We start from the raw sequence: 25,188 nt of genomic DNA on the forward strand, positions 1-25,188 counted from the left end.
GCCCACTCTAGCACTCGGCAGCCGCCGCGACCAAGGTCGTTGCCGGATCTTAAGCGGCTCATTCAGGTCGCCCTCGAAGATGGCCGTCAGGGCATCGTCAAAGACGCAAAATGGATTGGTAGCCTGCCACATCCACCTCAAACCGGGTGTTCTGACGCAAGTGATCCCTCAGCGCCTCCAGCGCCTCCGGATCACCGTGGATCAGGTTGATCGGCGTTTCGGGGGCCAGGTCACTCTGAGCAAGCCACTGTTCAATCTCTGCGAAATCCCCGTGCCCGGAAAGCCCACTCAACACTTCCAATCTGGCTTTGACAGGAAACCAGTCACCGTGGATCTTGATCCTTTCCGCTCCGCCAATCATCTTGGCCCCTCGTGTTCCCCCGGCCTGATAGCCGGCGAAAATAACAGTTGTGCGGTGCTGGCCCAGGAGGCGCTTGAAATGATGAAGTATGCGTCCACCTGTTGCCATGCCACTGCCGGCAATAATTACGTGGGGGTATGCCTGGCCAGCCAGCGCCTTGGAGTCCTGAACACTGCGACTGTAATGAACGGTGCTACACATTTCGTGGCACTCGGAACTGCTCAATCGGTGCTGATCCTCGTAGCGGCAGTAAATCTCGGAAACATCGATTGCCATGGGACTATCGAGGTAAATTGGAAGCACTGGAATTCGCCCCGCCTTCATCAGGGTAGTGAACATATGCTGTAAAACCTGCGCCCTGCCCACAGCAAAGGCCGGAATCAATATATTGCCCCCTTTGTCGACGGTTTCATTAACGATGTCTGCCAACTGCGACAACGGGTCCGCATCGTCGTGGCGACGATTGCCATACGTTGACTCCAGCATCAGCATGTCCAGAGCTGGCAGAGGCGCAGGTGGCCTCATGAAAATATCGTTGAGGCGCCCAACATCGCCGGAAAAACCGATGCGTTTACCTTCCGTCTCAATAATGATGCAGGCAGCACCGAGAATGTGCCCAACCGGCCGAAGATGGAAGCGTATATCACCGAGCTGGACTTCTTCGTAAAAGTCTACCGGCTGAAACAACTCCATACAGGCGTCCGCATCATCCTGGTCATACAGAGGCTCCGGAGTTTCATGTTTACTCAGTTTATGGCGGCCGAGGTAATGCGCCTCCTCTTCCTGGAGATGGCCGCTATCAGCCAGCAGTATTTCACTCAAATCACGGGTAGCGTGGTGGGTATAAACCGCCCCTCGAAACCCCTGCTTGTACAACACAGGTATATAGCCCGAGTGATCCAGGTGGGCGTGGGTCAGAAGCACTGCGTCCAGTGATTCTATATCCAGCGGCAATGGCTGCCGGTTGCGCTTTCTCAGCCACTTGTAACCCTGGAACAAACCACAATCAACCAGAACCCGCGTCTCCCCCGCTTCAATCAGGAACTTGGATCCGGTAACCGTCTCTGCGCCACCAAGGAATGTAATATTCATCGACTCTTACTCCTGTCCTGATTGAGAAAATGCCTGATCGGTGGCGCCAGCAACTCACTGACATCAATACCGTTGGTACTGTGTGGAATGGTGTTGGTGGTCACCAGAGACTGTAAACCCGCAGCCAAAAGATACTGATCCGAAGCCTCGGCAAAGATGCCGTGCACCGCAGCACAGAGAATAGCCTCCATACCCTGCTCCTCGAGGCTGTCAAGCAGGCGGACCAATGTCGGATTCTCGATGGTCATCAAATGGGCTAACTCCCGCTGGGTCAATCCTCCACCACCACGCTGCAGGCAGACCATGGTGAACCATCGAGCCTGGGTAACCCCAAGGTCTTTCAAGCGCTCATCCAGTAAACTTGCGCCAGCGCCTTGCCACCCGAGCACTGGTGAAAGGAAACTGATCTCGAGGGATTTGTGGGTCCATATCGCTGTCCTGCTATTGCTGACTCAGTAACAGTAAATCGTAAGCTAATCATTGAGGCCAACATAAGTCACACATTGATCTGGGATCAGGCTTGCGCCAGATCAATATGCAACATCACGCGGATTCCGAGGCCAGCTAAGGAACTTCTCCTTCCAGTGAGACAGGTAACTCCTCACTTTTTCAGAGACAGGAGGCCTTCAGCGTATTGTCGCCCTGGTAGACACCCTTGCACCGTGACCGGCAACCGGCTTAAAAAAGCTGGCGCCGAGCGCTCCACAACGCTGTAGCATCTTCACTCGAAACCAGCCCGGTCTTCGGCACGACGTCTTCCAGGCAATCCGCATCCGCTAAGGTCAGTCCCCAGTCGGGTAGAGTATGCGGGGTCGACAACAAGGCCAAGTTCCGCTTATCGGCCAGAATGGCATGTACTCGGGAGGTTGGGTGACCAAAAAATCAGTAGTTCAATAGGTTGAGAGTGTTTTTGCGCTATTTTTCGCGTTTGTCTGCCAGCCCTCATATAGAGATACATCTGTACGGCAAAGACGAGGTAGATGGATAAGAACGGCAGAAAAAACCACAACGGCTCGTTGAGATAGTGCTGCATCAAGCGCCAGACTATCATGTTTTCCAGCGCCATACCCATGGGATAAAGCACGATGAAGCCGCTGTAGCGTGCCCAGGCCAGCAAAGGGTTCGCTTTCTCAAGGTAATACAGATACCTCAAGGTATCCGCGCCGACCCAGGCCACGCCCAAAATCACAATCATCCACTGTGGGCCGAGAGGCAGGAATAAAAATAAGAGAACAGATACTGCGATCCGCGCACCGACCTGGATGAGGCTTGGGACAAACGTTGACCCGGTGTTGCCTCTGGCAGCCGACCACACCTCAATCACAGCCAACCCTTGCGACAGGCCGATCGCGGTCACCAAAGCGGAAACGTTAACCGTGCCGGTGACTGATAAGATCAAAACCAGCGAGATCAGTCCCTGCAAACAGAGCTGAACGATGTTGTAGCAATTCATTGCGCTTGGCTGCATGAGATAACCCAGGAACCCTTCCCTCTAATCCAACATAAGATATTCGGCTACCGCCTGGTGTATACATCACCTGTCGGACAGTTGCTGATCCAAATGCACTTGTCCGCAAACTCTGGAACGATGGAGGAGACCAGCGCATTGTCGTCCAGCTTTCCTTCAGCCACGAGTATATCGGTAAGCAGGCCCGTCATCGACTTGGTCATAGACATAGCTCCGTGATTGCCGGCCTCGTCGAGGTATTGACGGGTGCAGACTCGCAGTAAACGATACTGCGCCCAATACGTTTTTACAAAACGACGGCGCGAGACACATCAGCCAATCCTGGAATCAACTCGTATGAACTAGACTCGGGATATGGAATGGGTCCCTCAGTTCATTCACAAAACAGCGAGAACAAAAAATGAAATTCCAGAAAACTTCGCGCAATTGGCTTGCCCTGGCTCTCTCTCTGGGTCTTTCTGCCACCGCTTTTACGGCGCACGCCCACGAAGGCCCGGCTCCGTCTTCATCGGGCCCTGACACTAGCCAACCGAATGGAGGCACCGCGCAGGGAATGCAGCACCACTACTCTCATAAAAATGGTTATCAAGGACACCATGGCAACAGCGCTCACTCGCGCCATCATGGCATGCACAATCAAGGTGGGATGCATCATGGTATGAACGGCTATCAGGGCACGCCTCGTGGCCCTTCGATGGAGCTTGATCTTGACGATGGCCAACTTGAAGAGATTGCTGGGATTGAAAAGGAGCTGCGATCAGATCTTCAGGAACTGAAGGTCCAAAGGTACGAGGAATCGCTCAAGTTACAGGAGCTTTACGCCGAAGATGAGCTCGATGCGGGCGATATCAATGATCAACAGCAAAAGGTTTTCGACGTCATCAAGGAAATAACGGAATTACAGGTTGAAGCCCAACAGGACATTCGCGACCTGTTGACCTCCGAGCAGAGAACTCAGCTTCAGCGTTCAGGTGGCTGGCTCATGTTGAATTGATCTCACTTTTTCAAGCAGAACACTCAGATAATCAACCCGGGGCAGCGTCGCGGGTTGAGAAGTTTCTAACGTCGTCTACGGGTATTTGCATACGTGCAGTAATGGTTTCTGCATACGTCCGTGAAAGCCTCTTTCAAGTACACTAATCATTAGCTTGAACACAATGCATCGACAAACGATGTTTGCCCGCTGCAACTGATCGATGGGAGAAGCCTCTGCAAAACGGAAGCAGGATCCATCGAAAAACCATTGGAGGTTTTCAAACTTATGAACGTCATCCCTGTGATCACCCTATTTGGCGGCTTGGCTGCATTTTTCGCTCTGGCCGTAACACTGAGATACGCCGCCTGCAAAACTCAGGTGGTTGATAAGCAGAACGACAACCAACTCGCTGGCTCATAAAAGCTAGCCACCCGGATTACTGGCAAGCTCTTTAAGCGCTCTCATCGCCTCATCAATGCGATCGCTAGGCACAAACATGTGATCGTGATAGAACCCTGCTATCACGTTAGTGGTAATGCCCCGTTCAGCCAATAGGCTTGTGACGACAGATGTGAGCCCGAGAGCTTCAAGGCTGGAGTGGCCCTCCAGAGTGATGCGACGGAATACTCTGTAGTAGTCCAGGCCTTCGGTCTTGGCCTCATCTAGAGGAATGACCAGGGTAAGGCCTTCCAGTTCGGCAATGCTGACAATGGGCTTGAGGTGTTCCAGTTCACCGTACTTTGCCTTTGGCACCGTGCAGTAGACATAAGTTGTCGAATCCAGTGTTGGCGAGAGCTGCTTGATCAATTCCTGAAGAAATTCGCTTCGCATCATGTTTACTATCCTTTATCGAAAGGTCATGGTCATGGTCATAACAAAAACTTAGCACTTTCTGCAGGCTACCAAAGCAGAATACTCGTTTTTCCTCCCCATTAACTTTTTCAGGGCACCGTTAAGCTTGGCGGCATGCTGATTCAGGGCAATATCGTCAAATACGGTTGGAAAGCCGGCGCTCCGATGATTCAGACGCTCACTGGAGCGCTTTTTCCACCGCCTCCAGAAAGCCAATCATATCCACCACTTGTTCAGACTCCGGATCAACGGTTTTTCCTTTCAGATCGGCAGTAACGATGCCGCTGTCCACCGTGTCGGTTAATGCCGCTTTCAATTGAACGGCGTATTGGCTCAAAGGCTCGTTGCCTTCCCGCTCACCCAGGGTTTCCAGAGCGTTGCCCAGCGCAAAAATCAGGGCCGACGGGTTGAAATGAGCTACCTTACCGTCGCTCTCGAGATACTTCAGGTAAAGATCATGGGCGGTGCCATGGGGTGCCTCGAACAGCATGGTTCCGTCTTTGCTCTCGATGATTGAACTGGCCGTCGCCAGGCTTCCCCCGAGAGCGGCGGAAATGTCCGAGAAGATATCGCCGTCGAGGTTCTGGGAGGGATAAAGCGCATTTCTCGGTGGATCCGTGATCATCTTTTTAAGCTGGCTGGACGGCCGCATGATCATGAACGAGGGCGGCGGTGTATGCTCGCTGGCCAGTTCCCTGCGCACTTCGGTAATGACCTCGCTGTAGACTTCGTCGTACTCCATGTACTCGCGCTTGAGACCAAAATACACCTCTTTGTCCTTGCGGGAGGCATCCCGGAAGACTTGCAGAACCCAGTCCTTGATGGCTTCCCGGTCATTGGACATGAGCAGCATCGGGTCGCCTTTCCTGACCCGGCGGGCATGCTTCTCGTCACCGTCGACGATCACCTTGAGAATGCCATCCTCCTTGGCCGCCATGTTGAAGCTACCATACTGGTCGCCGCCCCCAGCGCTCATCCGTGAGATGGACACATGAGCCCCGCGGCCTGGAATGCCGAATTCCTTGAGTTGGTTCACCAGCTTGAGCAGCTTTCGCCCGGTGGTATTATCCGGCACACCCCAGAGCGCACGCTCCGGCGGATTGGAAACAATGCGGGCTGCCTGGGCATCAATCAGTTCGTAGTAGTAATTCAGCCCCAGGTCTTCAATCTGCTTCTTGTAGTCACTGTGATAGATGTCCTCGATCACCGAGCGCATGGCCCCATCGTAGCCGGGGATCACCGTATCCTTGAGGCCGAGGTATACGTCTCGTTTTTCTGCGATTGCACGCTGGAAAAAGCGATGCGCCCAGGCTTTCACATCCTCGATGTCATTCGTCGCAAGCAGCCACGGATCGCCTTTGCGAATCTCTCGCCGATGAAGCTCTACCGGGTCGCCGCTGCTGCCCACAAACATCAGCTTGACCACGCCGGTTGCCAGGGAAAGCTGGTTAAAGCTGTCCTTGATGCCGCCGAATTCCATGGTATCCACCTCAATGTCACGCCCGACCCACTGGGGGCGGCGGATGTTGAGGTTGCGGAACTGGATATCCTCGCGGGTAATATTGCCACTGATGCCCTTGCGGATCGCACCATTGGGGGACTTGGTCGCCAGCGGGTGCAGATTTTCGCCATCCACATCCGGGTGTTTCCTGAGCAAGTCCTCCAACTGCTGGCGGTTTACCGTCATGCCAGCGTTCTTTACACCCACTCCGTGGCGTTGGAGCGAATCGATGGCATCAATAACCACCTGGCCATTGGTCAGCAGCCGGTTTTCCGCAGACAGATCGATTTCCTCAAGCTGAATATCAAGCCGTGAGCTCACAAACTTCTTGAGAATGTGTTCAAACGCAACCTGAGCCATCTCGTCGCCGTGAAGGATTACAAGGGGCGAGGTCACACTGATTCTACTGTCCATGAAAATCTCCCTGCTGTTTGTTGGCCTGGTCAGTCCTGCTGCGATGCCGACTGCTTGATCCCTAGCCGTTCATTGACGGCATCCCGGATCTCCCGGTAACGCTCGGGATTTTTCGCCAGGAAATCCAGATTGTCCTCGGGGAATATCTCTTTTTTCTTTTTGCCGGCTTCCTCACTGGTAAAAATAGACGGCAAAAGCTGTTCAAGGCAACGTAGCATGACTTCCGGCGATACCGACGCACCAGGCGATGCACCCAGGAGCGTGCCGTAGGTCTTGTCTTTCGAGACGAGGATCTCTGTACCCATTTGCAGATCTCCATCGCGGATGATCTGAACCCGCTGCCCGGCCTCAACCGCTTTCCAGTTGAACTTCTTGCTCATGCCCGGTGCGAAACTGTCCAGCTCCTCGAACATGCTCTTTTCACCCTTGAAGGTCTCTGAAACCAGATATTTGACCAACGGGAAGTGCTCAATGGCGACATTCAGCAAGCTCGGGATATCGTGGAGGCGCATGGATCGGAGGTAGTCCAGGAACCCCCGGCCCCTCTCCAGCACCGGTTTAAACGAGGCAAAAGGACCAAACAGAAGATAATACCTATCATCCGAAACCCGCAGGTCCAGATGGGGAACGGACATCGGAGGCGCACCCACTTTCGCCTTTCCGTAAGTTTTCGCTCTGTACTGCTCGGCCTGTTCGGCGGTGATCTCGGCCTGCAGGAACCGTCCGCCGACGGGAAAACCGGTGAAGCGGCGCGCGAAAGGCAAGTGACTCTTTTTCAGGATCGGGAAGGCACCGCCGCCGGCACCGACGAAAAGAACGTCGGCCTTGTAGCGGCGATCAACGCCCCTGCTCTGGGTTTCCACAAGCCAGCTTCCGGCGGGGCTGCGATGCACTCGCTTGACGTGCGTCCCGTATTCAATTTTCACCCCAAGATCGTCAACAGCATGCTTGGCCATTTGCTCTGTGAGGGCGCCAAAGTTGACGTCCGTGCCCGTCTCGATAACGGTCGCCGCCATTTTCTCGTGTCTGGGCCGCTCCTCCATGGTGTATGGAATCCAGCTCTTGATCTCGTCGAAATCCTCGGAGTAACGCATCTGTTCGAAGAAATGGTGGGACGACATCTCATTGAACCGGAGCTTCAGTTCCTGAATAGACGGCTCGGAGACGATGGTGCAGTGCTTGGTCTGGTTGATAAACGATTTGGGGTCTTTGATGGCCCCTTTCTGGATCAGGTACGCCCAGAACTGCTTGGCCACATTGAACTGAGCGTGAATCTTCACCGCCTTTTCGACTGAAATAACCTCTTCGTCCACCGGCGTATAGTTCAGCTCACAATTCGCCTCGTGCCCGGTTCCGGCGTTATTGAACACCCAGGAGTTGCCTGCCCCGGGGCCGTCCAGTCTTTCGAGAATGGTGATATCCAGTTCCGGTGCCAACTCCTTCGCGAGGGTCGCGAAAGTTGTGCCCATGATCCCTGCGCCAATGATGATTACGTTCATTAAAACCTACCCACGTGAGTCGAATGTCTGAACAAGGTTGGAAAAGTGTGTGTATTGACGGTAGCACGCTTCGGCAGACACGGAAAACGCGTGCCGAGCGTTCATTAACAAAGGAAATTTCTGAACAGAAGGGTCTACCCCTGTTTCGCAGTTTACGTTAAGGTAAACATGAACTGGCGGGAATCACACCAGATTTCGCCAGGCTGTCTACAATGACATTAACTACACTCCCACAAGGAGTGTTTGTTCCTCAGGCCACTACCCCAGGAAGAGGATTATGACAACAACAAAGTCCAAAGTTGTGTATTCCCCAGTGTTTACCGACGGTGCGGAGTTCCGGATTCCCACCTTCAAGCTCCTGAAACAGGACGGCAAGCTCTACAAGAGCGCCAAAGCTCCTGATCTCGACAAAGACAAGGCCCTCCGTATATACCGGGCCATGGTCACTACCCGAATTCTTGACGAGCGAATGCTTGCTGCCCAACGGCAGGGCCGCTTGAGCTTTTACATGCAGTGCACGGGCGAAGAAGCTGCCGTGATCGGCAGTGCCGCAGCACTGGATGATGGCGACATGATCATGGCGCAGTACCGGGAGCAAGGTGCCCTGGCCTACCGCGGCTTTACCATTGATGAATTCATGAACCAGTTGTTCGGCAACGAGATGGACTATGGCAAGGGCCGCCAGATGCCGGTCCACTATGGCTCGAAGAAGCTGAACTACATGACCATTTCCTCGCCGCTGGCCACCCAGATTCCCCAGGCCGCAGGCTATGCCTATGGTCAGAAACTGCGAGGCGAAGGCCTCTGCACGGTTACCTATTTTGGTGAAGGCGCCGCCTCCGAAGGCGACTTTCATGCTGCCCTGAACATGGCTGCGGTTCATCGGGTACCGGTGATCTTCCTGTGCCGCAACAACGGGTATGCCATTTCTACGCCGGCCGCCGAACAGTTTGCTGCCGACGGCGTTGCACCCCGGGCCTACGGCTACAAGATGGACGTGATCCGGGTGGATGGGAACGACATTCTTGCGATGTATCAGGCCACGCAGGAGGCCCGAAAGCTCGCCGTGGAACACAACCGCCCCGTATTGATTGAGGCCATGAGTTATCGCCTGGCTGCCCACTCCTCCTCCGACGATCCATCCGGCTACCGGAGCAAGGATGAAGAAGCCGTGTGGCGCGAGAAAGATCCGATTCTGCGTATGCGCCTCTGGCTGGAAAGCAAGAAATGGTGGAGCGAGGACGACGAAAAGCAGCTCCAGGAAAACATGCGCCGGGAAGTGCTCGAAACCATGAAGCGAGCCCAGAAACGGCCACCACCGCCGCTTGAATCATTGGTGAGCGATGTCTACGACGAGGTGCCACCTGCCCTGGCTGAGCAGTTCGACAAACTAAAGGCGCATATCCGCCGGTACCCGGACGAATACCCGAAGAGTGCCGAACACGCCAAGGGAGGGGCCTGAGATGACCAAGATGAATATGCTCCAGGCCATCAACAATGCCCTCGACACCGCAATGGCGGAAAACGAGCGAGTGCTGTGTTTCGGTGAGGATGTCGGCGTCTTTGGCGGTGTTTTCCGTGCCACCAGCAACCTGCAACAGAAATACGGCAAGGCCCGCTGCTTCAACACGCCTCTAGTAGAGCAAGGCATCATCGGGTTTGCCAACGGCCTTGCGGCCCAAGGGTCGGTGCCGGTGGCCGAGATCCAGTTTGCCGACTATATCTTCCCGGCATTCGATCAGATCGTGAACGAATCCGCCAAGTTCCGCTATCGTTCAGGCAACCTGTTCGACGTGGGTGGGCTGACCATTCGCGCGCCTTACGGCGGCGGCATTGCCGGCGGCCTGTATCACTCACAATCACCGGAAGCCTACTTTGCCCACACCCCGGGTTTGAAAATCGTGGTGCCGCGCAACCCGCATCAGGCCAAAGGGCTGTTGCTCGCAGCTATCCACGATCCCAACCCTACCCTGTTCTTCGAGCCCAAGCGCCTGTACCGGGCCTCGGTGGGTGAGGTGCCAGATGAAGACTACCGCCTGCCTCTGGGCGAGGCCGAAGTCACCAAGGAAGGCACGGATGTAACGATTCTGGGCTGGGGCGCCCAGATGGAAGTGATTGATCAGGCCGTGGAACGGGCCGAGAAAGATGGCATTTCCTGTGAGGTCATCGACCTCAGGACCATTTTGCCCTGGGATGTGGAAACCGTCGCCAACTCCGTGTTCAAGACCGGAAGGCTGGTGGTCACCCACGAAGCTCCCCTGACCGGCGGATTCGCCGGTGAAATCGCCGCCACGATTCAGGAGCGCTGTTTCCTGTATCTGGAGTCTCCGATCGCTCGGGTAACCGGGATGGACACCCCCTTCCCGCTGGTGCTGGAAAAAGAGCACCTACCCAACCACCTGAAGGTCTACGAGGCCATCAGGGCGAGCGTTGAATTCTAGGCTGATATCAGGACAGGAGAGCGACTATGAGTGATTTTATACTGCCCGATATCGGCGAAGGTATCGTGGAATGTGAACTGGTCAAATGGCTGGTGAGCGAAGGCGATGTCATCGAGGAAGATCAGCCAGTGGCCGAGGTAATGACCGACAAGGCCCTGGTGGAAATTCCGGCACCCTACAAGGGCCGTGTGACCCGCCTTTATTACAAGGAAGGCGATATCGCCAAGGTCCACGCCCCGCTGTTTGAGCTGGTGGATGAGAGCGAAAGCGATGGCCAGGCGCCGGCGGCCAGTTCTCCGGAGCCTGCCGAAGCAAAGCCGGCTCCCGAGGCGGAAAAACAGCCGGCCTCCGGCGCCGAATCGGACGATAACGCCACCGAAGACTTTATCCTGCCGGATATCGGCGAAGGCATCGTTGAGTGCGAGGTGGTGGAATGGCGCGTTGCCGAAGGTGACGAAATCGAGGAAGACCAGCCTGTTGTGGACGTTATGACCGACAAGGCCATGGTCGAGATTACCGCACCCAAAGCCGGGCGTGTGACCAAGCTTTACCATCAACAGCAGGCTATGGCCAAGGTTCATGCCCCGCTGTTTGCGTTCATTCCCCGGGATCGTGAAGAGCCGGAGGAAGCTAGAACCAAACCGGAGCCCGCGGTTCAACTCTCAACCGCGACAGCCTCGCCTGTCGCTACGGCCAGCCGACAGCGTATTCCGGCCAGCCCTGCCGTTCGCCGTCTGGTTCGGGAGCATGAGCTCAACCTCTCGGATATTCAGGGATCCGGCAAAGATGGCCGTGTTCTGAAAGCCGATGTACTGGCTCATATCGAGGAAGGCCCGAAACAGGCCCACGTCCAGGCACAGAACCAGGCTCCCGCCGACGATGCGCAAACGGCCACCACCAGCAGTGCCCGCAGGGCGCCTGCCGCCGAACAGGAAGCACGAGTCGAACCCATCCGCGGAATAAAAGCTGCGATGGCGAAAAGCATGGTCAAATCGGCCACCACCATTCCTCACTTTATCTACAGCGAGGATATTGATGTCACCGATTTGCTCAAGCTGCGGGAACAACTGAAACCGGAGGCAGAAGCGCGGGGCTCAAGGCTGACGCTCATGCCCTTCTTCATGAAGGCCATGGCCCTGGCAGTTCAGGAATTCCCGGTACTTAACAGCCAGCTCAACGATGACGTCACGGAGATTCACTACCTGCCCCAGTGCAATATCGGTATGGCGGTGGATGGAAAAGCCGGCCTGACGGTGCCGAACATCAAAGGCGTGGAAAGCCTCTCGTTGTTGGGCATTGCCGACGAGGTTGTGCGCCTGACCGAAGCAGCCCGATCCGGCCGCGTCAGCCAGGAAGACCTCAAGGGCGGCACCATTACCATCTCCAACATTGGCGCATTGGGCGGAACTTACACCGCGCCCATTATCAACGCGCCGGAAGTGGCCATCGTTGCCCTTGGGCGCACACAGAAACTGCCCCGGTTTGACGCCAACGGCCAGGTGGTGGAGCGCGCCATCATGACCGTGAGCTGGGCCGGCGACCATCGCATTATCGACGGCGGCACCATCGCCCGGTTCTGCAACCGCTGGAAGGGCTACCTCGAATCGCCCCAAACCATGCTCCTGCATATGGGCTGACGTTTCATCATGGCGCAGAAGACGCAACTGCAGCAGTTCTACATACCCGAAGAGCAGTCGATCTACCTGCTCAGCCATGATGATGCCAAAAAGCTCAAAGACTGGGTGGCGCTCTGCGCCGCCCAGCTCCGCCAACTCGGCTACCAGAACATAGAGCTGATTGGCAAGGGTGCTTACGGCTTTGTATTCTCAGGCCGCCTGCCCGGCACCGCAGCCGGGGGCCCGGAACATGTTTTCAAATTCACCCGCATCAACCTGCCTCGGCATCTTCAGGACCGGCTTGAAGATGAAGCCTACATTCTGGAGCAGGTCAGCCATCCCAGGGTGCCACGGCTGATTTCCTACCAAAGAGCCAATAACCAGCCGATTCTGGTGATGGAGCGTGCTGCCGGATTAAATCTGGAAGAGGTTTCCCTGCGTGATGGTCGTCTGAAACCACGGCTCATCATGCGCATCGCGGACCAGCTGGCCGACACCCTGCGAAACCTTCGCCGTGAAAATGGACCGGCCGGCAGGCCAATCGTTCATGGCGATATCAAACCTTCCAATCTGGTCTTCGACGCCAGCACTGAAAACATTGCCCTGATTGACTGGGGCTCTTCCGTGTTTGCTCAGTTGGACGCCAACCAGCAATTCATCACCGCCAACGTGATGGAGCTGATGTCCGACAACCTCCAGCAAACAAACGCACGGCTCGGGGATGTGTATTTTATCGGCGAGGAACAGCTCAACGGCGGGCTGTCGTCTCCCCGTTTCGATGAACAGGGAGCAGCCGGCACGCTCTATGCCCTGGCGTCAGCCCAATCCTGCCGCTTTGGCCATCGGGCCATCCCGGCCACCTCACTGGGCCTGCCCATGGAATTCGCGCGCATGCTGGATGGCATGCTGTCACCGGATCCGGAAACTCGCCGTAAGGCCGGCGATTACTATCTGACAGAGATGCCGCGTATGGCCCGCACGGTGATGATCGATCTGCCGGAAACCCCGGTCGCGGCCCAGGTACCCGTGTGGGTGCGTGCCTCTGACCAGGAAATTGACACCGTGGTTTACAGCTCGCGTAAATCCTTTCTCAGGGAGGAAGGCGCACCGGAAACCCTCAACGACGTCAATGACGTACAGCTGGACCGCTACTACAAGAATTTCATGCAGGGCATGGGCGAAACCGAAAAGGCGTTTCTGGCAGCCGTGAGCCGGCTCGGGCGCTACCCGGTGGAAGGTGGACTGGCCGTGCGCTGGGAAACCGATGGCATCTACATCGACACTTCCCTGAATCTGCACGATCCTGCCTTGAAGTCGGCGTTTGTGCAGGCCGTCAACAATATGGTTTTCCTGGCCCAGGCCATTTACCGCAAGGGGATTTTCAAAAGCTGTCTGTTCAACGCCCGCAATACCTTGCACGTTGATCGCGATGAACCAACCCACCCCTTTGTTGTATCACCCGATATGAAATTGCACTACGAGGTAAGCCCCGCGCCTGAGGTTGAAGACGAAAGCCGGGTCCACTCTTACTTCGAGGACGGCCCGGACCCGGAGGAATTCCTGGTGTTACCCGACACCATTATTCACGCCCTCGAAGAACTCAACGCTATTCACCACACTGGCATGATCATCTTCGAAGCCCTGCCCCGCCATCTTAAAATCCACAGCCACTATCGGCTACTTGATCCGGACCGGGAACAGGAGTTCCGCCGATTGTTGGACGTAATCCTGTCATCGGTGGAGCAGATTACCGGCCTGGGCGTTTCCGGGTTCATGAAGATGCCCTACAAGGACACCCGCTTCTTCCCTCACATCGAACGCCTCCCTGAGCGGTATTACCCACGCAATCCAAGGACCGAGATCGCGTAAACCTCGGCCCAGACTCGCTTTTCCATGTCCGATTTTTCGGACGCAATTGTCCGGCAAATCAAACACATTCAGCCCAGCACGCCGCCAACTGTCCAGTACACCGGACACTTCACGCTAAAAACGGGAAAGCAAACCCTCCATATCATTAAAAAACTCTTATTTTCAGTGAGTTGGCTAACTGGCACGGTTTCTGTATTCAAGCCGGTCACAATTATAAAAACTGCCTGAAGAACAAATCGTTAAGTATTCGGTTTTTCAACCTTGCTCGGACAATAATAAGGAACAACTATGCGTTTACTCTTCCTGGCTCTTTTGCTGGTCAGTCCCCTGTGTTTTGGCAAAACCGTCGTCGTCATCCAGAGTTACCACCTCGAGTACAAATGGGACGCGGACTATATCGACGCGGTCCGGTCCGTGCTCGGGCAGGATCACGACCTTCACGTGTTCGAACTCGACACCAAGCGCCTGTCGAAACCGGAATGGCCACAGAAAGTGGCTGAAATCCAGAGCAAAATTGCAAACGTTAATCCCGACGTTGCCATTCTGGGTGATGACAACGCCTTTACGTTGATGGCTGACCACCTGGTCGCCCAAAAGATTCCCGTGGTCTTTCTTGGTGTGAATGGTGGCCCCGTTCAGCACCCTACCCTTGAACACCCGCTGGTCACTGGGATCCTCGAACGCCCGTTCTTCTCCGAGAGTATCCGTCACCTGAGAAAGATACTCCGGCAGAAAGAGCGTTTCCTGGTTCTGATGGATGACTCACCTACCATGCGTAATGCGGTGAACGAATACTTTGGTGACAAGCGCCAGGCCACGATCTACGGTTCCGAACTGGACATCGTTCTGACCAACGACAGGGACACCTGGTTGGACACGGTCGTAAATGCCCACGAACGTTATGATGCTGTTGTGTTGGGCACCCACCACACCATCCGTGACAAAGATGGCGAGTACGTCATACCCTACGATCTGCTGAAGGAAGCATTTTATCGGGCTCAGCTCCCACTGTTTTCATTCTGGGATATCTTTGTTGGCGAAGAACAAAGCATCGGCGGATTCACTATCTCGGCCAAACAAGAGGGGCTCACCGCAGCCAGGCTGGCCTCGTTGATCCTCAATGGCATGAGACCCGATCAGATACCGCAGCTTAAATCCCTAAGTGGGCATTACGTGTACAGTGCGAGCGGCCTTGAACACTGGAATCTTGATCTCTCCCCCATGATTGCGAGCCAGGCCAACTTTGTCGAGTAACCGGGGCGCCGCTCAACCAGAGACGGCTGCGCCCAAATGAAACACCGGCCTTAAGGCTTCAGGTTTCAGTAGCGCTGCCGATAATCACTAAAACAACTTACTGAAGGATGACGTTTTGGCTTCCTCTGTCCTCTCATCTATAGAGCGTAAATTGGGTGTCCCAGGGAAACTGTTGATTGCGCCGGTATTCATTCTTTTGCTCTTTGCCTCGGTAACTTTTTTCAGTGTTTATGAATTCCAGGAACTAGACCGTCGAATGAACACCGTCGCCAGGGACTTGGCACCGGACACCTCTATTGGGACCGAATCGGTCATCAGCGTCTATCGGATGCGCCTGCGTGTTTTCGACTATTTCACCACTGGCGATGAAGAAACCCTTGCCCACTTCGGCGAGCTAGAAGCCGAGTTCAATGAGGTGATGGCGAGAGCGCAGGAGAACATCCAGGACCCTGGTGCGGCCAAACTGGTGGATCGGATCAAGACCACCACCGATGAATACATCAAGGCATTCCGGAACGAGCTGGTTCCGGCCAAACGCCAGGTCCTGAAAATTATCAAGGATGAGCTGGACGTATACGGTCCAAATGCCACCAAGGCATTGCGGATGGCCCTTAACGGGGTTGCCAACAGGGAACCCGAAAGCGATTTGAGGGCCGGCCTCGAGCAACTGCTAAACGATGCCATGGTCATGCAATTGACCGCCCAACGCTACCTGACCAACGGCGATGAGGATTCCCGCAAGGCTCTCGGTTGGGCCATCGAAGACCTGACCGATGCACTGGAGCTGCTGCAACCTGAAAATGGCCCGGACTTTGTGCAGGTGTACATGCAAACCGTTGTCGAAGAGCTGGCAAACTATCAGGCTGCAGTTCAGAGAATGGTGGAACAGCAGAATATCGTCGTCAGCGTCAAGGCAGACCGACTCGATGTACTCGGGCCCGAAATCGCCCGCATGGCGCGCGAGTTGGAGGCCAGTATTTTCGCGTCTCTCGAGATGGAAGCGGATGAGGCAACGGCTGCCACTGATCTTGCACTCAAATTCACGCTCATCGCATTTGTGGCTTCTGCGGTTCTCGGATTGATCGTTGCGGTATTGATGAGTCGCTTGATGGGCTCAAGCGTGAAGCGTGCGAAAACAGAAATTCTGGGCTACCTCGACGACATCGCCAACAATAACGGCGACTTGTCCACCAGGCTGACCCCGGGTCGCCCAGACGAAATCGGTGACTTCATCGACGCAGTCAACACCTTCCTGCAAACGCTCGAGGAAACGATTTCCCGAATTGTAACGGCGTCCCGCCAACTGACCGGCGAGTCCGAATCACTTTCCGGTATCACAGAGCGTACAACGGCCAATTCGGAGCAACAGCGCGACCAGATCACGCAGGTGTCTGCCGCCATGCAGGAAATGGTGTCCACCTCCGAAGAGATCGCCTCGAACACCAGCGAAACTGACGAATCGGCCCGTAAGGCCTCATCGCTTGCGGATTCCGGACAAGAAACCGTTGGCTCAGCCATCAGGGCTGTTACGAACCTGGCCAATCAGGTTGAGAAGGGGTCTAACCGGATCCAACAACTGGAGAACGAATCGGCCGAAATCGGCAATGTGCTGGCTGTCATCCAGAGCATTGCTGAGCAAACGAATCTCCTTGCGCTCAATGCCGCCATTGAGGCGGCTCGAGCCGGTGACGCCGGGCGGGGATTTGCCGTGGTTGCCGATGAAGTTCGAGGACTGGCCAAGCGCGTTCAGGAATCAACCGTCGATATCGAGCGAATTGTGTCCCAGCTCCAGAGGGGCGCGGCCGGCGCAGTAGTGGACATGAGCAAAGCCAAGCAGATGGCCGAAGAGGCCAGCGAGGAGGCAAGCAAGTCGGGCGAAGCTTTGACGGACATTCTCGCGGCGGTTAACAGCATCGTTGAAATGACCACCCAGATTGCAAGCGCGACCGAGCAGCAGAGAGCGACCGCCGCGGAGATGACCCAGAATGTGGAAATAAGCAGTGGCGCAATTGAGGAACTGGCCGGAGACATTTCACAGGTGAATCAGTCAAGCCGCTCTCTGGCGAACATGGCTGATGAATTGAATACGCTCGTGCGACGCTTCAGGGCCAGTGAATCCTGAACACACAATGGTTGCAGATGTTAACCAATTCACGAGAGCGCAGATGATTACCTGATACCTTTGGGTTTCAAGTTACACAATGTAACCGGAAACGGACTGCCCGGAGGTATCCCGCCATGACGCGCTCTCAATCACCCAGGAAGCAAGGCGCTCGCGGCCCTGTCATTGCCATGCTGACAGCGGCTGCCTGCCTCGGCACTGCTCAAGCCGCCGAACCCGAGAAAGTCATTTTCGCCGCCGAAAATGCACTTTACGGTGCCGGTCATGATATCGGACGGGCGGATGGCTGGATTGATGAGCAACTCCGAGCTGCTATACGCGCCTATCAAGCTCAAAATGGGCTGCAAACCAACGGCAACCTGGATACGGCAACACTGAAAGCGCTCGGCGTGACCAAAACATCCAGCGCACCCATCACTGCAAATTCAGTCGGCAGTCGAAAGGCGTCATTGGCACAGCTCGGTTTGTCCCTCCCCGAGCCCGCGCCCAATACCCCGACCATTGCCAGGGCTGAACCAAAGCCTTCGCCAGAACCTACCCCGGCCCCCATTCAAAAATCTTCCGAACAGGGCGAGCCAACAACTTCGCTCGATGCCGAACCTGATGAAAACCAGATAGATACTGAGGGAACTTCGAAAAAACCTGAAGTGAAGGCACAAGAAAAAGTGGCGGAAGCAGCCCCGACAACACCCGAGCCGGTAGCTTCAGAGCCCCCTGCTCCCATTTCAGCTCCAGCTCCCGCGCCGGAACCTGCGGTCGCCGAGGAAACAATACCGGAAGCCACCAAAGAACCAGACCCGGTGCTGGCCCAGCTCCCTTCAGAGCCCACCAGTGCGGGCCCTACCGAACCGAAAGCAACGGAAATGAAGAAAGCCCAGCCAATCGAAGGAGAAAACACAGCATCGAAAAATTCCGCGGTTGCCGATAATTCTCAGAGCACCGGCGGCGGGTTTTTCAGCGTCTTGTTCGATTTCTTTTTTGGCTGGCTGGTGTGAGCGTCAGCTCTGCAACCGGTCTTTAAAGACTTTCCAGTCAATCACGTTGCCGTCGGAATCGAAGTGGACGTAGCCGCGGAAACTCGGATCATCTTCCCAGGCCTTCACAAAGCCTACGGTTTCACCGGAGTCTGAGACGATCTCAAAGGCTTCGCTGCGGGCATTGGCAATGTCTTTATCAGGCTCGGTATCTGAACGCTTGAGGCTTACTGAGGAGTCTAAGGGCAAATTGCTTTGAAGGAATTCCTGGATCATCGTCAAGCTCTCCTTTCAGGGTGAACCGGTGTGGTTCTGGAGGTAGCGTAACTATAGGACGATCCGCTAGAAGAGAATACAGATTCAGATCAATTTTCTTAGATTTTTTCGAGATAAAAGGGCTTTAAGAACAATGGGATATTTCATTCTTGTGACAGTCTGTAACCTTCTGGGCTGATTATTTTTCAACCAGTTCAGAAGGTTACCGAAAGCAGAGTCGATCAGTCACGAGGATCAGAATTTCCAGAACGGAGTGCTCAGTTTCTGTTCAACCAGTTCAGGGGAAAATCCCACATCGTTCAGCAACCGACGATCCATAGTCATCACCAGATGGATAAAGTTGCGCTTCATCCGCCAGCCTTTGTAAAGCGAAGCAGCTCTTTTCATTTCATTACTCCTTGGTCAACCCCAGAATATTGGTCTCCGAAAACCGGGACCTTGTTTAATTAGGGTCCTATTCTAAGCTTGACGAGGAGCTTTCTGAATACTTGGAAACCCCTATAAACAGGGGCTCCAAGCATTATTGGGTGTCAGAATTGTGTACTTTTGATGGCAGTCTTATGACGCCTTGGCGTTTGAAAGTAACACTTGGTAAAGGTCATCTTTCAGCTGTGCGCGTTTCTGCTTCATGCGGTGGAGTTTGTCATCACCGATGGGAGAATCCCTCTTTTCCAGCCCTTCAATTTCGTGGTCGAGATGCGTGTACTCCTGAAGCTTTTCGTTGAACTTGAGATCATTGTTCTTGAGTTCCTGAATCAGTTCTCGGTACTGCGGGAATTCTACGTGAAGCTCATGGCTGGAAATGCCCATCGTATTCCTCTCCTCTTCTTTGCAGAGTGTTGATCAAAGCTGATCACCTTCAGCATAGACGAGCGTGCCAGTTTCTGGGCGTCTTTGACAAATCGCTAATTACGCACGACGTTGCATGGGTATAGCATGGTAGTACGTTATCCAGTTACGCCTCGGGACACTTGCGAATGACCTTTGCACGAATTACCGGCACCGGTTCCTACCTGCCTGAAAACATTGTTACCAACAAAGACCTCGAAAAAATGGTCGACACCACCGACCAGTGGATTCGCGAGCGCACGGGAATCGAAAGACGTCACATTGCCGTTGAAGGCCAGACCACAGTGGATCTTGCGGAGCAGGCTGCCAGGAATGCCATTGATGCCGCGGGCACCAATGCACAGGACATCGATCTGATCGTGTTTGCCACCTCCACCCCGGACAAGATTTTTCCGAGTTCCGCATGCATCCTGCAGGCGCGTCTTGGCATCCATGGCTGCCCCGCGTTCGACATACAGGCGGTATGCAGCGGATTTGTATACGCCCTCGCAACAGCCGAAAAGTTCATCAAGACCGGAAGCAGCAAGAAAGCCCTGGTTATCGGCGCTGAGGTCTTTTCCCGCATCATTAACTGGGAAGACCGCGGTACCTGTGTTCTCTTCGGAGACGGGGCCGGTGCCGTGATTCTGGAAGCCGACGAGGAAACCGGAATTCTTTCCACCCATATCCACGCCGACGGTCAATACGAAGATCTGCTCCACGTGCCTTGCGGCATCTCAGATAATTACGATCAGGTAAAGGCGGGGCGGGCCTTCGTCGAGATGAAAGGTAACGAAGTGTTCAAGGTGGCGGTCAACACCTTGGGCAAGATCGTTGATGAAACCCTGGCAGCCAACCAGATGCAGAAATCCGAGATCGACTGGCTGGTTCCGCACCAGGCCAACCTGAGAATCATCTCGGCCACGGCAAAGAAACTGAACATGTCCATGGATCAGGTTGTCGTGACGGTGAATGAGCACGGCAACACGTCCGCTGCATCTATCCCCCTCGCCCTTGATGTGGCTGTGCGAGATGGGCGGATTAAGCGCAACGAGGTGCTTCTCCTTGAGGCTTTTGGCGGCGGATTTACCTGGGGCTCTGCACTGCTCCGTTACTGATCGGCCAGCTTTCTGATCGCCACTCGTTTTGAACCAGAGGCGGGCTTCAGCTTTTGTTGAAGCCCGTTTTTCATTGTGTTTACCGCACCCTGTCAGATAGACTGTATTTTTATACAGTACCAATAACGCTCACTGCGAGGAATAACCATGGCAGTACAAGCAGTCTACTTTTCTGATAGGGACGGCCTGGATATGGCACTGAAAAATCCTGAGACGATGCTGTTCACTTCAAAAGCCGAAGCCGACGCCCGGGACAAAGTGCTCGAACTGGCGGAGGAAATTCAGGTATTCCTTGGCCGCAAGGTTGAAGGCCTGGGCGACGATCTGGCCGAACGCTGTGCCATGGCCATAGCGGAGGACAAAGACCTGTTCCAGAAAGCTCTCAAAAAGCCAGAGCTGCTGAACGCAGAACAGGAATAGCAGGACAGGGGCGGCGCCGCCGCCCTTCTCTCATGCCACGGCTACCCAGTTGCCATTGTCGTAACGCGCTACGCCCCGGCCAGACATCCGGTGCAGACTGACCCACTGGTTTTCCACCAGAGCCGCCACATCTGGCTGGCGACGCAACACAGATTCGATCCGATCTTCCGGCGCATCAATCAGAACAGTAAGACGAACCGGTTCATGGCGCCAATGAGTACCATCGTGAACCGACTGCAGCGGCAGGCCAATTCTCAACCGTGCGTTATTACCTTCGACAACGCCGACATTCCCGCCAACCACGGAGTGCAGGAGCTTGTTACCCGAGCCATACACTTCGGGAACCGTTACCGAAGCAAAGTACTGAAGGTTGATCCAGTTGGCGACGATCATTGGTGCCGCCAGCAAAGCCTCCAGAAGACCGCCATCTTCGTCCAGAGTCGGATCGTAATCGTGCAGGAATACGCGGCCGGACAGGTTGCAGCCCCGGGTCCTGCTGCGCTTCGCGAAGATGATTGCCGCGTTATTGGCCAGCCCCCACTCCGGACGAACCTCTGACCAGTCCCGGGTCCGGGTTTCCATGGCCTGCTTGAGGTTATCGTCGTCCAACCCGTTCAATTTCAGCGGCGTTGCCCGCTCTTTTCGAGCCCGGATGCCGGCTGTTTCGAATCCGGCTTCCAGATCTGCCAGGTGCTGCATGTGCGAATCCGGGATAAGATGGCGATCAGCAATCGTTACCTTGTCCGTCGCGGTGCAGTGCTCGGCAGCGACCGCCCAGGTGAAGTCCGGAATTCTGATACCTTCGTCGGCAAGCCCCGCCCTGACCTGTGGATCATTGACCAGGCTTGCTGCAAGCCGGGCGTTCACGCCGCCGCTCTGGCCGCCACATGCACCACAGTCGAGACCAGCCTGGTTCGGGTTGTTATCGGTATGACAGCCATGGCCAACAAGTACCAGCAAAGGCGCGAAACCACTGGTCAGAGACATCCCGCGGAGCATATTGGCCGCCAGCGCAACCCTCTCGGCATCAGAGAGCGGGTCGCCTCCGTGGCTATGGACCAGACGCCCCTCTACACTTTGGTCAGGGCGGGTTTTGTGGCCCTTTTTCAGAGTGTCTTTCACCAGTTTCCAGGCCCAGGCCAAACCGGTGGTCTCAACCAGCGTGAACGTCGACAAGCTGGTGTATTTCGCCTTTCTGACTGATTCACGGGCGATCTCTCTCTGATCGAGAGAGCGATTCACTGCCAGATCCTCTCGCAGGCTGCCCTTGGTATCAATCAACCGGAAAGACGCGGGCAACAGGCCCGGCAGTCGGCGGGCCGGGGCAAGCGGTCCGTGTTGCTGATGATCGATTGGCATTCCGAAAAAACCGGCGAATCCGAGCGTCTGCACGTCGGGGCACACTGCTTCAAGGTGGCGTCGCATCACTTCGGAGCGAACATCGATACAGAAAACCGCCTGGACTGCAGGAATGCCACGCCCGGAGTCTGGCAACGCCTGCTTGAGCGGCGCAGATTCAAGTGCCTGCCACAAGGTGCGCTGGTAACCAATCTCGAAGGCACGCTGCCACACCCACAGCCTGCTGCGGTCATCGTAGGCGCCCCTGCGACTCGCGCGGGCTCTCTGCCTCTGCCACTCTGCTTTCTGTGCCGTCGAGGCGAAGGCTACCCCTGCGGACTCCCAGACCAGCATGATCGCTAGAATGTCCTCACACCGATCGGATGAACGCCCCTCAAGGCCTGCCCGCCAGTCTTCTCCGCGACACCAGGAGGCCCAGCCGTTCACTCTCAACAACAGGCTATGGCACAGCGCTTCCAACTCATCTCCACGAGCGCCGATCCGATTCAGCGCCTCCTGTACTGCCTGATCCCTGCCGTCCGGAACCGTCTTGAAGAACGCACGGCCCCCTTTCAACCCGGTCGTAAAATCAAGCGCCAGATCCTGCCTGACTGATTCAAGCCAAAAACCGAACAACCCCCCATTGGCCTGGTTGCCCGAAACGGACCATCGGCTCTGGCGCTGATCGAAAAAGGCGCCGCAAACGCGAGAAACCTGGTCGCAAACGATGTCAGTCAGAACACCGGCCTCCTCGTGGGCATTCGCAACCGCAACGGTATCCAGAATGGAACCGCGCATTGGCGCAGTTATCGCCCCCTTTCGACCCAGCCAATCAAGGTACCAGGCGGTATTCCGCTCATCGCCGCGCTCCGCAATACTTGCCCTCAGATCGTCTTCCCGAATCCGGCCACCTTCCCAGGCTTCTCGATAAAACTCGGTTGGCATAAGCATACTGAAACCCGCGCGCTCGTTGAGCACCTGATCAACCCGCGGGGCCGGAAAATGTCTCAGCCCCCAGAACGGATTCACCGCTATCCACTGATCGAGAGGCCAAACAGGGGCGATCAGGTCGCAGGCCTGTTTAACCGGTTTACGCCAGTCATCGCTCAGCCACTGCAGTTCCGGTAACGGGGCGCTTACATCGCTCATGATCTCTCCTCCAGTCTGAACGGATGATGCGGAACCCTGCGGAACATGGCCGGCACCTTCAAAGCCTCCGCCGCCAGGAAGCGGGTCAACCGATCAAAGGGCAATTCCAGGTAAAGCCCCTGAAGAAAATGAACGCCCAGAGCGCGGGTGGCCGGGAAGCGAGCACCGAATACAATCATCAAAGAGCACACGGCGAGCAGCGTTACCAGAGTGGCGCCCGTTCCCAGAGCAATGCCGGGGATAGCAAACCCTTCCTGCTCGGGAACGGCCGGGCCGATGAGAAAGTGCAACAATGAGTACAGCGGAACCAGGAGCACTGCCAGTCCCGCAAGCTTCAGCTTCACCGCTTTGGTTGCTCCGGCCGGGATGCCCATGGCGGCCGCCGATACCGCCAGCACCAGCAATGCTCCGAAAACCGGATTGTTTTCCACGATCCACGGGAACTGAACCAGGATCGCCGCCGCCAACAGGCCGGTAAGCCCGGCCCAGGAGAGCCGGTTAGCAGAGGGAGATTCGGGAAAACGCGTTGCTGCCGATACCGCCACCGTGCGACCAGAAGCCAGGAACGAATGCGCCTTGTACAGCGAATGGGCCAGTAGATGCAGCAGTGCCAGTGTGTAGGCCCCCATGCCGATTTCGAACAGCATAAAGCCCATCTGCGCACAGGTTGACCAGGCAAGAGCATGTTTGACCGAGTACTGGGTCATCATGGTGAGAACCGCAACGACCGCCGTCATGCCGCCGATCACGAGCAGAATCATGTGGCCGGCCGTAAAGCCATCGAACACCGGGAATAAACGGAGCCAGAGGAAACCGCCAAGATTGATAACCCCGGCATGGAGCAGCGCAGACACGGGCGTGGGAGCCTCCATAACGCGGATGAGCCAGCCATGAAAGGGAATCTGGGCGCACTTGAGAACCGCCGCCAGAGCCAGAACCACCGAGGCAACTGTCAGCGCTGTTGAGCCACCGGCTCGGGCGCCCTCATTCTGGATGATGTCTGGCAGGTAAAAGGTGCCGTAATGCAGGTAGAGCGCCACCACACCAAAGACCACCAGCGCATCCCCCACCCGGCTGACGATGAACTTCTGAACCGCCGCCATTCGCGCCTGGGGCCGGTCCTGATAGAGGGTGAGCAAATGATGCAGGGCCAGACTGACACCAATCCAGGCGCCTGCCAGAATCAGCAGATGGTTGGTAAACACCAATACCAGAACAGAGGCAACCGTCACCAGAAACCATGGAAGAAAACGGTCACGGCCAGGGTCCTGGCTGAGGTAGTTGTCTGCAAACCGAAGAATAACCCAGCCAATAAACGCCACCATCGTGGCCATCCAGACCGCTATCCCGTCTGGATACAGGCCGAAGCGCCCACCCAGGGTGGCTAAACGATTGCTGTCGCCTCCTGTATAGGGCTGAATCAGGAGGAGGATTCCCATCACGACCGAAACAGCCATGGAAGCCAACAATGCCCACCCGGCAAGTCGCCAACAGTGGTTCACTTTCAGTGGATTCTTCAGCCAGCCAGTCAAACCGGCAAGCAGGAAGAGACCGACCGGCAGCAGCAGCCAGAGTGCGAGGATCGAGAGCAATGAAAATTCGGCGATTGGATTCATACTT

The 25,188-nt window shown here is 55.6% G+C and carries 21 protein-coding genes and 1 pseudogene; 10 read left to right on the forward strand and 12 right to left on the reverse strand.

The genetic code is table 11. The features are described from left to right. Positions 1-97: 97 nt before the first annotated feature. The 4 genes and pseudogenes from KYE_RS05180 to KYE_RS21350 form a co-directional block, all read right to left on the reverse strand. A complete protein-coding gene (locus tag KYE_RS05180) occupies positions 98-1,453 on the reverse strand; it encodes an MBL fold metallo-hydrolase RNA specificity domain-containing protein (protein ID WP_008171124.1) in 1,356 nt (451 codons plus the stop codon). A gap of 188 nt (positions 1,454-1,641) precedes the next feature. Further along, a pseudogene (locus KYE_RS22220) lies at positions 1,642-1,882 on the reverse strand (MarR family transcriptional regulator); the annotation flags it as partial. 406 nt (positions 1,883-2,288) lie between these two features. After that, a complete protein-coding gene (locus KYE_RS05190) occupies positions 2,289-2,921 on the reverse strand; it encodes a protein tyrosine phosphatase-like domain-containing protein (protein ID WP_008171127.1) in 633 nt (210 codons plus the stop codon). Positions 2,922-2,968: 47 nt separating this feature from the next. Next, positions 2,969-3,124 carry a hypothetical protein gene (locus KYE_RS21350; RefSeq protein WP_008171128.1) on the reverse strand — a complete coding sequence of 52 codons (156 nt, stop codon included), beginning with the start codon at positions 3,122-3,124 and terminating at the stop codon, positions 2,969-2,971. A gap of 197 nt (positions 3,125-3,321) precedes the next feature. Here KYE_RS21350 and KYE_RS21435 point away from each other — a divergent pair, with 197 nt between their 5' ends. Next, positions 3,322-3,915 carry a Spy/CpxP family protein refolding chaperone gene (locus KYE_RS21435; RefSeq protein ID WP_139043662.1) on the forward strand — a complete coding sequence of 198 codons (594 nt, stop codon included), beginning with the start codon at positions 3,322-3,324 and terminating at the stop codon, positions 3,913-3,915. A gap of 405 nt (positions 3,916-4,320) precedes the next feature. On the opposite strand, the gene KYE_RS05200 is transcribed toward KYE_RS21435, so the two are convergent. The 3 genes from KYE_RS05200 to KYE_RS05210 form a co-directional block, all read right to left on the reverse strand. Further along, complete coding sequence (locus KYE_RS05200) at positions 4,321-4,731, reverse strand: ACT domain-containing protein (RefSeq protein ID WP_008171134.1); 411 nt, start codon at positions 4,729-4,731, stop codon at positions 4,321-4,323. 196 nt (positions 4,732-4,927) lie between these two features. Further along, complete coding sequence (locus KYE_RS05205) at positions 4,928-6,664, reverse strand: isocitrate/isopropylmalate family dehydrogenase (RefSeq protein ID WP_008171135.1); 1,737 nt, start codon at positions 6,662-6,664, stop codon at positions 4,928-4,930. A 29-nt stretch (positions 6,665-6,693) separates the two neighbouring features. Continuing rightward, positions 6,694-8,163 carry a malate:quinone oxidoreductase gene (locus KYE_RS05210; RefSeq protein ID WP_008171136.1) on the reverse strand — a complete coding sequence of 490 codons (1,470 nt, stop codon included), beginning with the start codon at positions 8,161-8,163 and terminating at the stop codon, positions 6,694-6,696. A 277-nt stretch (positions 8,164-8,440) separates the two neighbouring features. Here KYE_RS05210 and KYE_RS05215 point away from each other — a divergent pair, with 277 nt between their 5' ends. The 7 genes from KYE_RS05215 (at position 8,441) to KYE_RS05245 (ending at position 18,460) form a co-directional block, all read left to right on the forward strand. Continuing rightward, positions 8,441-9,625, forward strand: a complete 1,185-nt coding sequence (locus KYE_RS05215) for a thiamine pyrophosphate-dependent dehydrogenase E1 component subunit alpha (RefSeq protein ID WP_008171137.1) — start codon at positions 8,441-8,443, stop codon at positions 9,623-9,625. A gap of 1 nt (position 9,626) precedes the next feature. Beyond that, a complete protein-coding gene (locus KYE_RS05220) occupies positions 9,627-10,604 on the forward strand; it encodes an alpha-ketoacid dehydrogenase subunit beta (protein ID WP_008171138.1) in 978 nt (325 codons plus the stop codon). 26 nt (positions 10,605-10,630) lie between these two features. After that, a complete protein-coding gene (locus tag KYE_RS05225; RefSeq protein ID WP_008171139.1) occupies positions 10,631-12,241 on the forward strand; it encodes a dihydrolipoyllysine-residue acetyltransferase in 1,611 nt (536 codons plus the stop codon). A gap of 9 nt (positions 12,242-12,250) precedes the next feature. Then, positions 12,251-14,089 (forward strand): protein kinase domain-containing protein, encoded by a 1,839-nt coding sequence (locus KYE_RS05230; RefSeq protein WP_008171141.1) that lies wholly within the window; start codon positions 12,251-12,253, stop codon positions 14,087-14,089. Between the two features lie 288 nt (positions 14,090-14,377). Beyond that, positions 14,378-15,343, forward strand: coding sequence for an ABC transporter substrate-binding protein (locus KYE_RS05235; protein WP_008171143.1), 966 nt, complete (start codon positions 14,378-14,380; stop codon positions 15,341-15,343). A 256-nt stretch (positions 15,344-15,599) separates the two neighbouring features. Next, positions 15,600-17,465: a methyl-accepting chemotaxis protein gene (locus tag KYE_RS05240; RefSeq protein WP_227497756.1), complete on the forward strand. Its 1,866-nt coding sequence runs from the start codon at positions 15,600-15,602 to the stop codon at positions 17,463-17,465. Between the two features lie 116 nt (positions 17,466-17,581). Next, positions 17,582-18,460 carry a peptidoglycan-binding domain-containing protein gene (locus tag KYE_RS05245; RefSeq protein ID WP_100169454.1) on the forward strand — a complete coding sequence of 293 codons (879 nt, stop codon included), beginning with the start codon at positions 17,582-17,584 and terminating at the stop codon, positions 18,458-18,460. A 3-nt stretch (positions 18,461-18,463) separates the two neighbouring features. Here the strand turns inward: KYE_RS05245 and KYE_RS05250 are convergent, their stop codons facing one another. The 3 genes from KYE_RS05250 to KYE_RS05255 all read right to left on the reverse strand — a co-directional run bounded on the left by KYE_RS05250 (position 18,464) and on the right by KYE_RS05255 (position 19,525). Continuing rightward, positions 18,464-18,715 (reverse strand): hypothetical protein, encoded by a 252-nt coding sequence (locus tag KYE_RS05250; protein ID WP_008171147.1) that lies wholly within the window; start codon positions 18,713-18,715, stop codon positions 18,464-18,466. A gap of 234 nt (positions 18,716-18,949) precedes the next feature. Next, entirely contained in the window at positions 18,950-19,102 is a 153-nt protein-coding gene (locus KYE_RS21610) for a hypothetical protein (protein WP_008171150.1), read from the reverse strand. Positions 19,103-19,273: 171 nt separating this feature from the next. Beyond that, positions 19,274-19,525, reverse strand: a complete 252-nt coding sequence (locus KYE_RS05255; protein WP_008171152.1) for a YdcH family protein — start codon at positions 19,523-19,525, stop codon at positions 19,274-19,276. 167 nt (positions 19,526-19,692) lie between these two features. Between KYE_RS05255 and KYE_RS05260 the strand changes: the two genes are divergently transcribed. Both KYE_RS05260 and KYE_RS05265 read left to right on the forward strand, forming a co-directional pair. Next, positions 19,693-20,661, forward strand: coding sequence for a beta-ketoacyl-ACP synthase III (locus tag KYE_RS05260; RefSeq protein WP_008171155.1), 969 nt, complete (start codon positions 19,693-19,695; stop codon positions 20,659-20,661). A gap of 147 nt (positions 20,662-20,808) precedes the next feature. After that, on the forward strand, positions 20,809-21,081 hold the full coding sequence (locus KYE_RS05265) for a YebG family protein (protein ID WP_008171158.1): 273 nt from the start codon (positions 20,809-20,811) through the stop codon (positions 21,079-21,081). A 30-nt stretch (positions 21,082-21,111) separates the two neighbouring features. On the opposite strand, the gene KYE_RS05270 is transcribed toward KYE_RS05265, so the two are convergent. Together KYE_RS05270 and KYE_RS05275 are read right to left on the reverse strand one after the other, a co-directional pair. Next, complete coding sequence (locus tag KYE_RS05270) at positions 21,112-23,568, reverse strand: YbcC family protein (protein ID WP_008171160.1); 2,457 nt, start codon at positions 23,566-23,568, stop codon at positions 21,112-21,114. After that, positions 23,565-25,184 (reverse strand): NADH-quinone oxidoreductase subunit L, encoded by a 1,620-nt coding sequence (locus KYE_RS05275; protein WP_008171162.1) that lies wholly within the window; start codon positions 25,182-25,184, stop codon positions 23,565-23,567. Before KYE_RS05275 ends, KYE_RS05270 begins: the two co-directional genes overlap by 4 nt. Positions 25,185-25,188 lie beyond the last annotated feature (4 nt).

It is taken from the genome of Marinobacter manganoxydans MnI7-9 (genome assembly GCF_000235625.1).
Classification (GTDB): domain Bacteria; phylum Pseudomonadota; class Gammaproteobacteria; order Pseudomonadales; family Oleiphilaceae; genus Marinobacter; species Marinobacter manganoxydans.

Excerpts from the sequence above, each read along its gene's own strand:
- KYE_RS05180 (WP_008171124.1), bottom strand. The coding sequence starts at position 1,453 with ATGAATATTACATTCCTTGGTGGCGCAGAGACGGTTACCGGATCCAAG.
- KYE_RS05190 (WP_008171127.1), bottom strand. The coding sequence starts at position 2,921 with ATGCAGCCAAGCGCAATGAATTGCTACAACATCGTTCAGCTCTGTTTG.
- KYE_RS21350 (WP_008171128.1), bottom strand. The coding sequence starts at position 3,124 with ATGACCAAGTCGATGACGGGCCTGCTTACCGATATACTCGTGGCTGAA.
- KYE_RS21435 (WP_139043662.1), top strand. The coding sequence starts at position 3,322 with ATGAAATTCCAGAAAACTTCGCGCAATTGGCTTGCCCTGGCTCTCTCT.
- KYE_RS05200 (WP_008171134.1), bottom strand. The coding sequence starts at position 4,731 with ATGATGCGAAGCGAATTTCTTCAGGAATTGATCAAGCAGCTCTCGCCA.
- KYE_RS05205 (WP_008171135.1), bottom strand. The coding sequence starts at position 6,664 with ATGGACAGTAGAATCAGTGTGACCTCGCCCCTTGTAATCCTTCACGGC.
- KYE_RS05210 (WP_008171136.1), bottom strand. The coding sequence starts at position 8,163 with ATGAACGTAATCATCATTGGCGCAGGGATCATGGGCACAACTTTCGCG.
- KYE_RS05215 (WP_008171137.1), top strand. The coding sequence starts at position 8,441 with ATGACAACAACAAAGTCCAAAGTTGTGTATTCCCCAGTGTTTACCGAC.
- KYE_RS05220 (WP_008171138.1), top strand. The coding sequence starts at position 9,627 with ATGACCAAGATGAATATGCTCCAGGCCATCAACAATGCCCTCGACACC.
- KYE_RS05225 (WP_008171139.1), top strand. The coding sequence starts at position 10,631 with ATGAGTGATTTTATACTGCCCGATATCGGCGAAGGTATCGTGGAATGT.
- KYE_RS05230 (WP_008171141.1), top strand. The coding sequence starts at position 12,251 with ATGGCGCAGAAGACGCAACTGCAGCAGTTCTACATACCCGAAGAGCAG.
- KYE_RS05235 (WP_008171143.1), top strand. The coding sequence starts at position 14,378 with ATGCGTTTACTCTTCCTGGCTCTTTTGCTGGTCAGTCCCCTGTGTTTT.
- KYE_RS05240 (WP_227497756.1), top strand. The coding sequence starts at position 15,600 with ATGAACACCGTCGCCAGGGACTTGGCACCGGACACCTCTATTGGGACC.
- KYE_RS05245 (WP_100169454.1), top strand. The coding sequence starts at position 17,582 with ATGACGCGCTCTCAATCACCCAGGAAGCAAGGCGCTCGCGGCCCTGTC.
- KYE_RS05250 (WP_008171147.1), bottom strand. The coding sequence starts at position 18,715 with ATGATCCAGGAATTCCTTCAAAGCAATTTGCCCTTAGACTCCTCAGTA.
- KYE_RS21610 (WP_008171150.1), bottom strand. The coding sequence starts at position 19,102 with ATGAAAAGAGCTGCTTCGCTTTACAAAGGCTGGCGGATGAAGCGCAAC.
- KYE_RS05255 (WP_008171152.1), bottom strand. The coding sequence starts at position 19,525 with ATGGGCATTTCCAGCCATGAGCTTCACGTAGAATTCCCGCAGTACCGA.
- KYE_RS05260 (WP_008171155.1), top strand. The coding sequence starts at position 19,693 with ATGACCTTTGCACGAATTACCGGCACCGGTTCCTACCTGCCTGAAAAC.
- KYE_RS05265 (WP_008171158.1), top strand. The coding sequence starts at position 20,809 with ATGGCAGTACAAGCAGTCTACTTTTCTGATAGGGACGGCCTGGATATG.
- KYE_RS05270 (WP_008171160.1), bottom strand. The coding sequence starts at position 23,568 with ATGAGCGATGTAAGCGCCCCGTTACCGGAACTGCAGTGGCTGAGCGAT.
- KYE_RS05275 (WP_008171162.1), bottom strand. The coding sequence starts at position 25,184 with ATGAATCCAATCGCCGAATTTTCATTGCTCTCGATCCTCGCACTCTGG.